Origin of the sequence: Sphingomonas sp. S6 (assembly GCF_043498045.1) — a bacterium.
Classification (GTDB): Bacteria; Pseudomonadota; Alphaproteobacteria; order Sphingomonadales; family Sphingomonadaceae; genus Sphingomonas.
In genome coordinates this window covers 1-8,893 of sequence record NZ_JBIEOE010000030.1, presented here as the reverse complement: position 1 = coordinate 8,893, position 8,893 = coordinate 1, and the positions used below count along the sequence as shown (strand labels likewise).

The window sequence follows — 8,893 nt, the reverse complement described above, 5'->3', positions numbered from 1 at the left end:
AGCGCCGCACCGGCCAAAAAACTGTCGCTGGGCGCCCGGCTGGCAAGAGGAGGACGGCCATGAGCCTATTCGACGGCCTGCCCGAACCGCAGCTGCGCGCCGCCCTGGCGTCTGCGCAAGCGGCTCTGATACAGCTGATGTCGGGCAATTCGATCGCATCCGTCTCCTACACGCAGGGCGACGGCGCCAAGTCGCTGACGAAGCGCGTCACCACCGTGGCGGAATGCACCGCTCTGATTATGCAGCTGAAGCGTGCGCTCAACATGCCTGGTGGGTCGCGCCGCATGACGGGGTTCGTGCTTCGATGACGGGTGCCGTTCGCATTCTGGATGCCCGCGGCAACCCGATGGTTCCGGCAGCGCCGCGATCATCTGGCCGGCCGCGGGCGGCCGCGCTGACTGGCGGCAACAACGTGCCCTATGACGCGGCCGATCGGTTCGGTGCCCATACCGCGGAGTGGAACCCCTACCTCTGGTCCACCGACGGCGAGCTCAACCCGTACCGCGACACGATCGTCGCGCGCATGCGTGACCTGGTTCGCAATGATGGATGGGCATCCGGCGCGATCACACGCGTTCTCGACAATGCCGTCGGCGCGAACTTTCGCCCGATCGCCAAGCCGGACTGACGCGCACTCGCCTATTACACGGGCAACAAGGCGTTCGACGCCACTTGGGCATATGAATATTCGAAGGCGCTCGACGCGAGCTATCGCACCTGGGCGCTCAGCGACGGCAAGTGGAGCGACGCGCAGCGCCGGCTGACGATCCCGCAGATGTTCCGTGTGGCTTTCCGCCACAAGCTCATCGACGGTGACGACGTCATCCATTCGCAATGGCGGCCGGAACGGCTCGGCTATGGTCGGGCGCGCTACGCCACTTCGATGCAGCTGATTGATCCGGATCGGCTGTCGAACCCGCAGATGGGCTTCGACACTGCCACCAATCGAGGCGGTGTCGAGATCGACGAAGACGGCGTCGCCATCGCCTATCATATCCGGCGCGCGCATCAGGGCGACTGGTTCAGCGCCGGCAAATCGCTGACGTGGGACCGGATCGAGCGCGAAACCGAGTGGGGCCGCCCGGTCATCATCCACGACTTCGAATCGGATCGCGCAGATCAGCACCGTGGTGGCGTCGGGATCCTCGGGCCAGTCGTGCAGCGCCTCAAGATGCTGTTCCGCTACGACGTTGCCGAACTCGATGCCTCGTTGCTGAACGCGATCTTCGGCGCCTGGTTGGAAAGCCCATTCGATCCGGAGTTTGCCGAAGAGGCGTTTTCCGCCGGTGAGAGCATCGGCAATTACCAGGAAGCACGCGCCTCCTACCATGACGATGCCCGGCTCCGCATCCCGGGCGCCGGGCCTAACCTCGCGAAGCTATTTCCGGGCGAAAAGCTGGAGCAGCTCGACACGAAGCGCCCCAGCACCAACTTCGTCGCCTTCGAAAAGGCGGTTCTCCGCAACGTCGCCTCGGCGGGCGGCCTGTCGGCGCAGCAAGTTTCCAACGACTGGTCTGACGTCAACTATTCGAGCGCGCGCGGCGCCATGCTCGAATTTTGGAAAACGATGTCGCGTCGACGGGACGACTTCGCGACCGGCACCTGCCAGCCCGTCTACAGCTGCCATGTGGAAGAGGCGCACGATGTTGACGACGTGCCCCTACCGGCGGGCGCGCCTGATTTCGCCGAGTTCCGCGAGGCCTACGCCCGCGCGAAATGGATCGGGCCCGGCCGCGGTTGGATCGATCCCGTCGCCGAGGTGAAAGGCGCGATCCTGGGCATGGATAGCGCACTCATGGATTACGACGAGATCTGCGCCGAGCAGGGCGTCGACGGCGACGACATGATCCAGGCGCGCAAGAACACCATCGCGCGGTTCCGCGAGGCCGGTCTCGAGCCGCCAAGCTGGGCGGCGATGGGGCTCAACGACGTGTCCGCCAACAAGACGATCGCAGATCCGGAGGCGCAGTGATGGAATTCGCTCATCTGGCGCAGCGCATGTTCAACACGCCGATCGCGATCCATCCGCGGAAGGCGGAAATCGCGATGGCCGCGCTGGCCGATCGTCTGGGCATAACGCACCTGATGCGTGGCGACGGCCGACCCGTGCCGATGGCGTTCGACGATGACGAGGAGTTCGTCTCGTCGCGTCAGAGCCGCCAGACGGACCTCGGCTACGACGTGGTGGCTGGCACCGCGATCATTCCGATCGCAGGCACGCTGGTGCAAAAGCAGTCGTCGCTTCGCCCCTACTCGGGGATGACGGGCTACAATGGCATTCGCCAGGCGTTCCTGACGGCGCGCGCTGACAGCGCGGTCAGCCGCATCGCGCTCGATATCAGTTCGGGCGGCGGCGAGGTCGCGGGCTGCTTCGACCTCGTCGATACCATCCACGAGGCGCGCGGCGACAAGCCGATAGCGGCGATCCTGACGGAAAGCGCCTATTCGGCAGCCTATGCGATCGCCTCAGCCGCGGACACGATTTACGTGCCCCGCACCGGTGGCACCGGATCGATCGGCGTGATTTGCATGCACGTTGACCTTTCGGAGGCGCTGACCAAGGCGGGCCTGAAGGTCACGTTCATCACCAACACCGGGGCCGACCGCAAGACGGATGGCCATTCCGAAATCCCGCTGAGCAAGGAAGCGCTCGCCGCATTCCAGCACGAGATCGATACCATGGGTGCCCTGTTCCACGACACCGTGGCGCGCAACCGCGGCATCGCGACCTCCGCCGTGCGCGACATGCGCGCGGGCACGTTCATGGGCGCCGACGGCGTCACGGCCGGCCTCGCCGACGCCGTGATGGCGCCCGATGCGGCATTCGCCGCCTTCCTTGCCGCCTGACCACCCAACCGGAGACATCCCATGTCGAAGAAGACCATCCTGGCGGCGGGGACGTCCCCGTTCGCCCATTTGCTGAGCGGTGCCGCGGCGCTTGCCGGCCGTACGCTGGGCAGCCGCGCCGAGAACGAAGACGAGGCCCCCGATGCCGAAAGCGATGACGACGATGTCGACGCCGAAGACGAAGGCGCCGAGCCGAAGGGCCGCAAGGCAAAAGGCCGCAAGGCGGAAGAGCCGGAAGACGCCGACGCGGAAGACGGCGATGACGACGCGGACGCCGAGGACGAAGGCGATGACGCGGATGCCGAGGACGAGGAGCCGGAGCCGAAGGGCAAGAAGGCTTCCGGCTTCAACCGCGGCTACGCCGCCGCCAACAAGCGCGCGCGCGCCATCTTCGCATCGCCCGCCGCCGCCGGCCGCCCCGACCTTGCCGCCCAGCTGGCGTTCGAGACGTCCATGACGTCGGCCGAAGCGATCGGCGTTCTCGGCATGGCGGGTGCTTCGGCGCCGACGCGCGGCCGCAGCCTCGATGAGCGCATGAACGCGCGTCGGGAGGCACGCCCGGGTGCGGGTGCCAGCGGCGGCGGCGAGAAGTCGTTCGCCGACCAGGTGCTGGCCGCCTCGAAAAAGGCTGGTCGCCGCAGCTGACCCGCGGCGCTTCCGCCTGACCCCCTTCTCACAGGAGACCTCGAATGGTTCTTTCCTCGACCCTTCAGGGCAATAGCCCGTTCCAGCCTGGCGTCGCCCAGGACGTGTTCGTTCCCGATCAGCTGATCGGCGGCGACCTTAAGATCGTCAGCCGTCACCGTACCCTGACCGGCGGTGCAATTTTCAAGCGCGGCACGGTGCTGGGCATGATCACCGCCTCCGGCCTGTTCACGATCGCGACGGCCGCGGCCAACGACGGATCGCAGACCCCGGTCGAGATCCTGGCGGACGATGTCGACACCACCGGCGGCAACGTCGACGGCGGCACCTACGTCATGGGCGAATTCAACGAGCGCGCGGTGATCCTCGGCGCGGGCATCACGCTCGCCGCCGCGAAGGCCGCGCTCGAGCTGAAGAACATCTACCTCAAGTCGTCGGTGTCGGCGGCGCTGCCCACCTGATCGCGACAGCGATCGCCCCCTGATCCTCTCGCCCGCCGATCGCGGGCTTTTCCATGGAGCCCCCGATGGCGGAAACCATTGCCTATACGACCGCGAAGCTGGTGCAGGTCGTCCCCTCGCTCATTGCGTCGCAGAATTTCCTGCTCGATCGTTTCTTCGGCGGCATCGTCGAAAGCGATACCGAAGAGGTCGCGATTGACGTCGATGTCGGCCTTCGCCGGATGTCGCCGTTCGTCAGCCCCCTCGTTGAGGGCAAGCTCGTCGAGCAGAAGCGGTTCGTCACCAACAAGTTCAAGCCCGCGTACATCAAAGACAAGCGCGCGCCGGACCTGCGCCGCCCGGTTCGCCGCGCGATCGGCGAGCGCATCGGCGGCGAGCTGACCGCCGCCGAGCGCGAGATGGTCAATCTCGAATCGGAAATGACCGACCAGGTCGACATGGTGAACCGCCGCCTGGAGTGGATGGCGTCGTCGGCGCTCACCACCGGCACGATCACCATCGCGGGCGAGGGCTTCCCCACGACCCTGATCGACTTCGGCCGCTCGCCCACCCTGACGATCGCGTTGACCGGCGCCAACAAGTGGGGTGCGACCACCAACGACCAGGGGCGCGACACCAACATCGTCGGCCAGATTGACGCGTTCGGTACGCGGATCCTGAAGGCGTCGGGCGCGGTCGCCACCGATATCGTCTTCACCAACTCGGCCTGGGCGAAGTTCCTGACCGCTGAAGGTGTGCAGGGTGCGATCCAGTATCCGACGCTCGCCGTCGATGGCAACACGCTGAACCCCGGCAGCCAGGTGAAGGTCGGCGCCATCTACAAGGGCAAGTGGGGCCAGTACGACCTATGGCTCTACAACGACTGGTATATCGACGCGAACGGCGTCGAGCAGCCGATGTTGCCCGACGGCATGATCGTCATGACCGGCCCCGACCTGATGGGCACCCGCGCCTTCGGCCTGATCGTCGACCCGGCGTTCAACTATAAGCCGATGGCCTATGCGCCGAAGACGTGGCTGAACAACGATCCGGCGCAGCGCATCATCATGATGCAGTCCGCGCCGCTCGTGATCCCCAGCCGAGTGAACGCATGCCTGTGCGCGCTCGTCTGCGATCCGATCATCACCGCTTTCTAACCCTTCCGCCGGCGCGGTGTATTGCCGCGCCGGTTTCTCTCACGGGAGTTTCCCATGGACGATACCGCCACCGGCAAGACCACGACGAAGAGCAAGCTGGACACGACCCAGGGCGATGCCGAGGCGCAGCCCGCCGTAACCGCATATGAAGTTGCGCCCGGCCGAACGGTCGGCGGCAAGGGGCCGGGCGAGAAGGTCGACCTCACCGACGACGATGCGCTCCGCCTCTACGAGCTGGGCTTCATCCTCGACGAGGATGGCAATCGTGCCGGCTTCTCGGACGGCCCGAAAACCGCGTCCGGCATCGAGATCAAAGAAATCTGATCAGTGTCGATCGACTGGGATGCCGAACTGCTCGGCCCGGTGATGTCGGTTTTCGGCGAGGGCGCCCCTGGCGTTCCCTCGTCGTGGCCGACCTCACGCCGCGACGCGGGTCGGCATTCCAGCTGTCGGACGCTGTGTTCGATGAGCAGTATCATCGCGTCGTCGAGCAAGGTGACGGCAGCGAGGTCTCGACCTCCACCCCCGTGCTCGGCGTCCGCGCCAGCCTGTTTGAACAGCCACCTGCTCAGGGCGATCGCGTGCTCATCCCCTCGAACGGGAAGACCTATCGCGTCGCTGATGCACAGGCCGACGGGCACGGCCATGTCCTGCTCGTCCTGATCGAGGCCGCCGCATGACGACCGAGGTGGAGGTTTTCGCGGCCCTGCAGGATGCGCTCTCGGACAAGACAGACGCAGAGGATCGCATCGCTGTCCCCGGCGATCTGCCGACGCAGTCCGACCAGTTCCCGATGCTGAAGGCGCGCGTCCTCGCGGAGGATAAGCAAGCGACCGGACATGGCTCGATCAGCTTCCTGACGCTTCTGACGATCCGCATCAACGGCGAGGTGTCCGAACCCGTCGATCCCGACGACGACATCCTCGTTGCCACAATCCAGGCGAAGCTCCTTGCCCTGAAGCGGCAGGTCGAGATCGCCATCATCAACAGCTATCCGCTCTTCCGGATCGTGCAGCGGCTGGTCGGGGTGCAGTCGCAGTTCGCTTATACCGCCAGCGCCACCCGGCTCGCCGGCATCCAGTGCGACTATACGTTCGAGCTGTACCAGGACGCGGACGACTTCGCGCCGCTCCCCGCCGACGAGATTACCGAATTGCGAGCGGTTGATCCGCTCCACCCGCCCGTCGCCCTCCATATTTCATGAGGTGAACATGATCGTCGATCCCGCCCCGGGCGCGCTGGTGCGCGACCCGGCCACCACTCTTGCCATCGCTGCCGGCGCCACGATCAACGAGAATGATCCCTATTGGGCTCGCCTCCTCGTCGACGGGGACGTCGCTCCGGCGTCGGCCGTGACCACGGCGCCGCGCGCCGCCATCAACCGCGAAGGGGCCGAGAAGTGACCATCGCATTCCGCACCATCCCCGCCGGCCTGCGCACGCCCGGCACGTTTGCCGAGCTTGACGCCAGCCAGGCGAACACCGCCGCTGGCACCCAGCGCGCGCTGATCATCGGCCAGATCACGGCAGCCGGCACGCTCACCCCGAACGTTCCCGTGCAGTCGGCAAGCGTCACCGAGGCGAATAGCGCCGGCGGTGCCGGGTCGATGCTCGCGGCGATGGTCGCCGCCTACCGCGCCAATGACGCGTTCGGCGAAGTCTGGTACTTGCCGCTCGCCGACGACGGCGCCGCGGCCGCTGCGACGGGGGCTATCGTGTTCGGCGGCCCCGCGACGAGCGCCGGCGCCGTCAGCCTGTATATCGCAGGTCAAATCGTGCAGATCGCCGTCGCGGCCAATGCAACGACCGCGCAGGTGGCCACGACGGCCGCAGCCGCCATCAACGCTGCGGTGGATCTGCCTGTCACGGCTGTGGTCGACGGCGGCAACCCCGCGAAGGTCAACCTCACCGCAAAGAACAAGGGCGCGGTTGCCAACGATATCGATGTGCGCGTCAACTATCGCGGCGCACCCGGCGGTGAAGCGCTGCCCGGTGGCGTTACCGTCGCCGTCACCGCCATGTCCGGTGGCACGACCAACCCGACGCTCACCGCGGCGCTCGCTGCCCTCGGCAGCATGCCGTTCGACTTCATCGTCTCGCCCTATTCCGACACGACGTCGATCGCCGCGATCACTGGCCTGCTCGGCGATCAGGCGGGCCGCTGGGCGCCGACGACGCAGATCTACGGCCATTGCTTCATCGCGAAGCGCGGCACGCAGGGGGCGCTCGCGAGCTTCGGCGCCGCGCTGAACGACCAGCACCTGACGTGTCTAGGCTATGCGGACAGTCCGACGCCGCCCTATGCGTGGGCGGCGGCGCTGGCGGGCGCGGTGGCGCCGAGCGTCCGCGCGGATCCGGGAACCCCGCTCCAGACGGTCGCCATCGCCGGCGTCCTCGCTCCGCCCATCCAGTCGCAGTTCCAGATCGGGCAGCGCAACCTGCTCCTGTACGACGGCATTTCGACGTTTCGCGTCGATCCTGCCGGGACCGTTCAGATCGAGCGCCTCATCACCACCTACCAGGTGAACGCGCAGGGGCAGGCCGACAACGCCTATCTCGACGCCGAAACCATGTTCACGCTCATGGCAGTGCTGCGGGCCTATGCGACGCTCTGGTCGGCCAAGTTCGCCCGGGCCAAGCTGGGACAGGACGGGGTGCGGTACGGGCCGGGCTCCAACGTTCTGACCCCTGCCACGATTCGGGCGGAGTTCGTCGCGCTGTACCGGTCGCTCGAGACCAATCAGGCGTGGGTGCAGAACAGCGATGCCTTCGCCGCGGCGGTCAGCGTGACGAAGAACACTGCCACCCCGGGCCGGGTCGACGTGCTGCTCCCGATCATCCTGATCGGCCAGCTGCGCGTCGTCGCCATGCTCGTCCAGTTCAAGCTCCAGTAAGCGGAAGGCCACCATGGCAACCAATATGATCGCGGGCACCGCGTATCTGACCGTCGACGGCCGCTCCGTGCAGCTTGTCGGCGAATTCAGCTATCGGCCAACCCAGGGCAATAACGAGACGCTGCTCGGCATGGATGGCGTCCACGGCGTGAAGTCGACGCCGGCGGCCGGGATGATCAAAGCCAAGCTGCGCGACAGTGGGGCGATCCCGGTCGCGGATCTCGCCAATGCGACCGACGTCACTGTCGTTGCCCAGCTCGCCAACGGCAAGACGGTGATCGGGCGGAACATGTGGCGCGTCGGCGAGCCGGTCGAAGTCGACACCGAGGACGCCTCGTTCGCGATCCAGTGGGAGGGCGCCGATGTCCGTGAAAACTGATCAGCGCGCGCTGGTGACGATCGTCGCCGGCGCACTGCCGCCGCAGATGCTCGAGGCGCTGATCGGGCTGGGGGCGGATATCGTCCCCCACGATCTCGACCAGGAGCTGGTGCTCCCCTTGGTCAAGCCGATCGACGGGCCAGCGGGGCCGGTGTCGCAGATCGTCATCCGCGAGCCCACCGCGGCCGAGATCATGCAGTGGGACAAGCTCTCCGGCGCCGAGGCCGACGTGAAGGCGATCAGCGTCGTCGCGGGCGTTCCCGCTTCGGTCGTCGAGAAGCTCCCCGCCCGCGTCTTCTATCGCGCGTCGCGGCGGATCGGCGATTTTTTGCTCTGAGGCCGTCTGGCTGGGAGGGCGCACTCGACGCGCTTGCCCAGCGATACGGCAAGATGCCGGATGAGATCGCCACCCGGCCATGGTCGGTCCTGCTGAAGTGGCTGGGCTGGGCTGACATGCTCGAAACCGGGGAGGCGTCATGAGCCAGCCGAAGGTCGCGATCGACATCACCGCGAACGACCGGACGGCGAAGGG

Annotated in this window: 12 protein-coding genes and 1 pseudogene; all 13 read left to right on the top strand. The window is 66.6% G+C overall.

All coding sequences use genetic code 11. The features are described 5' to 3' along the window. The first annotated feature begins 59 nt into the window (after positions 1-59). The gene (gene gpW, locus ACGVWT_RS18830) at positions 60-308 is read left to right on the top strand and encodes a gpW family head-tail joining protein (RefSeq protein ID WP_198356559.1); all 249 of its coding nucleotides are present in this window, start codon (positions 60-62) and stop codon (positions 306-308) included. Then, positions 224-1,972: pseudogene (locus ACGVWT_RS18825) on the top strand (phage portal protein). The gene gpW and the pseudogene ACGVWT_RS18825 overlap by 85 nt, the downstream one beginning before the upstream one ends. Next, on the top strand, positions 1,972-2,847 hold the full coding sequence (locus tag ACGVWT_RS18820; protein WP_394427749.1) for a S49 family peptidase: 876 nt from the start codon (positions 1,972-1,974) through the stop codon (positions 2,845-2,847). Before ACGVWT_RS18825 ends, ACGVWT_RS18820 begins: the two are co-directional and overlap by 1 nt. A 21-nt stretch (positions 2,848-2,868) precedes the next feature. Beyond that, the gene (locus ACGVWT_RS18815) at positions 2,869-3,492 is read left to right on the top strand and encodes a hypothetical protein (RefSeq protein ID WP_394427747.1); all 624 of its coding nucleotides are present in this window, start codon (positions 2,869-2,871) and stop codon (positions 3,490-3,492) included. Between the two features lie 44 nt (positions 3,493-3,536). Beyond that, the gene (locus ACGVWT_RS18810; protein ID WP_198356555.1) at positions 3,537-3,953 is read left to right on the top strand and encodes a head decoration protein; all 417 of its coding nucleotides are present in this window, start codon (positions 3,537-3,539) and stop codon (positions 3,951-3,953) included. A gap of 65 nt (positions 3,954-4,018) precedes the next feature. Then, entirely contained in the window at positions 4,019-5,089 is a 1,071-nt protein-coding gene (locus ACGVWT_RS18805; protein WP_394427744.1) for a major capsid protein, read from the top strand. Positions 5,090-5,143: 54 nt separating this feature from the next. Next, positions 5,144-5,413, top strand: coding sequence for a hypothetical protein (locus tag ACGVWT_RS18800; protein WP_394427742.1), 270 nt, complete (start codon positions 5,144-5,146; stop codon positions 5,411-5,413). 83 nt (positions 5,414-5,496) lie between these two features. Then, positions 5,497-5,769 (top strand): hypothetical protein, encoded by a 273-nt coding sequence (locus ACGVWT_RS18795; protein WP_394427740.1) that lies wholly within the window; start codon positions 5,497-5,499, stop codon positions 5,767-5,769. Further along, complete coding sequence (locus ACGVWT_RS18790; protein ID WP_394427738.1) at positions 5,766-6,293, top strand: hypothetical protein; 528 nt, start codon at positions 5,766-5,768, stop codon at positions 6,291-6,293. Before ACGVWT_RS18795 ends, ACGVWT_RS18790 begins: the two co-directional genes overlap by 4 nt. 7 nt (positions 6,294-6,300) lie before the next feature. Then, positions 6,301-6,492: a DUF2635 domain-containing protein gene (locus ACGVWT_RS18785; RefSeq protein WP_315463136.1), complete on the top strand. Its 192-nt coding sequence runs from the start codon at positions 6,301-6,303 to the stop codon at positions 6,490-6,492. Then, the gene (locus tag ACGVWT_RS18780; protein WP_394427735.1) at positions 6,489-7,982 is read left to right on the top strand and encodes a phage tail sheath subtilisin-like domain-containing protein; all 1,494 of its coding nucleotides are present in this window, start codon (positions 6,489-6,491) and stop codon (positions 7,980-7,982) included. Before ACGVWT_RS18785 ends, ACGVWT_RS18780 begins: the two co-directional genes overlap by 4 nt. Before the next feature lie 13 nt (positions 7,983-7,995). Next, positions 7,996-8,361 carry a phage tail tube protein gene (locus ACGVWT_RS18775; RefSeq protein WP_394427733.1) on the top strand — a complete coding sequence of 122 codons (366 nt, stop codon included), beginning with the start codon at positions 7,996-7,998 and terminating at the stop codon, positions 8,359-8,361. Further along, complete coding sequence (locus ACGVWT_RS18770; RefSeq protein ID WP_394427731.1) at positions 8,345-8,698, top strand: phage tail assembly protein; 354 nt, start codon at positions 8,345-8,347, stop codon at positions 8,696-8,698. Before ACGVWT_RS18775 ends, ACGVWT_RS18770 begins: the two co-directional genes overlap by 17 nt. The last annotated feature ends 195 nt before the right edge of the window (positions 8,699-8,893 follow it).

Excerpts from the sequence above, each read along its gene's own strand:
- gpW (WP_198356559.1), top strand. The coding sequence starts at position 60 with ATGAGCCTATTCGACGGCCTGCCCGAACCGCAGCTGCGCGCCGCCCTG.
- ACGVWT_RS18820 (WP_394427749.1), top strand. The coding sequence starts at position 1,972 with ATGGAATTCGCTCATCTGGCGCAGCGCATGTTCAACACGCCGATCGCG.
- ACGVWT_RS18815 (WP_394427747.1), top strand. The coding sequence starts at position 2,869 with ATGTCGAAGAAGACCATCCTGGCGGCGGGGACGTCCCCGTTCGCCCAT.
- ACGVWT_RS18810 (WP_198356555.1), top strand. The coding sequence starts at position 3,537 with ATGGTTCTTTCCTCGACCCTTCAGGGCAATAGCCCGTTCCAGCCTGGC.
- ACGVWT_RS18805 (WP_394427744.1), top strand. The coding sequence starts at position 4,019 with ATGGCGGAAACCATTGCCTATACGACCGCGAAGCTGGTGCAGGTCGTC.
- ACGVWT_RS18800 (WP_394427742.1), top strand. The coding sequence starts at position 5,144 with ATGGACGATACCGCCACCGGCAAGACCACGACGAAGAGCAAGCTGGAC.
- ACGVWT_RS18790 (WP_394427738.1), top strand. The coding sequence starts at position 5,766 with ATGACGACCGAGGTGGAGGTTTTCGCGGCCCTGCAGGATGCGCTCTCG.
- ACGVWT_RS18785 (WP_315463136.1), top strand. The coding sequence starts at position 6,301 with ATGATCGTCGATCCCGCCCCGGGCGCGCTGGTGCGCGACCCGGCCACC.
- ACGVWT_RS18775 (WP_394427733.1), top strand. The coding sequence starts at position 7,996 with ATGGCAACCAATATGATCGCGGGCACCGCGTATCTGACCGTCGACGGC.
- ACGVWT_RS18770 (WP_394427731.1), top strand. The coding sequence starts at position 8,345 with ATGTCCGTGAAAACTGATCAGCGCGCGCTGGTGACGATCGTCGCCGGC.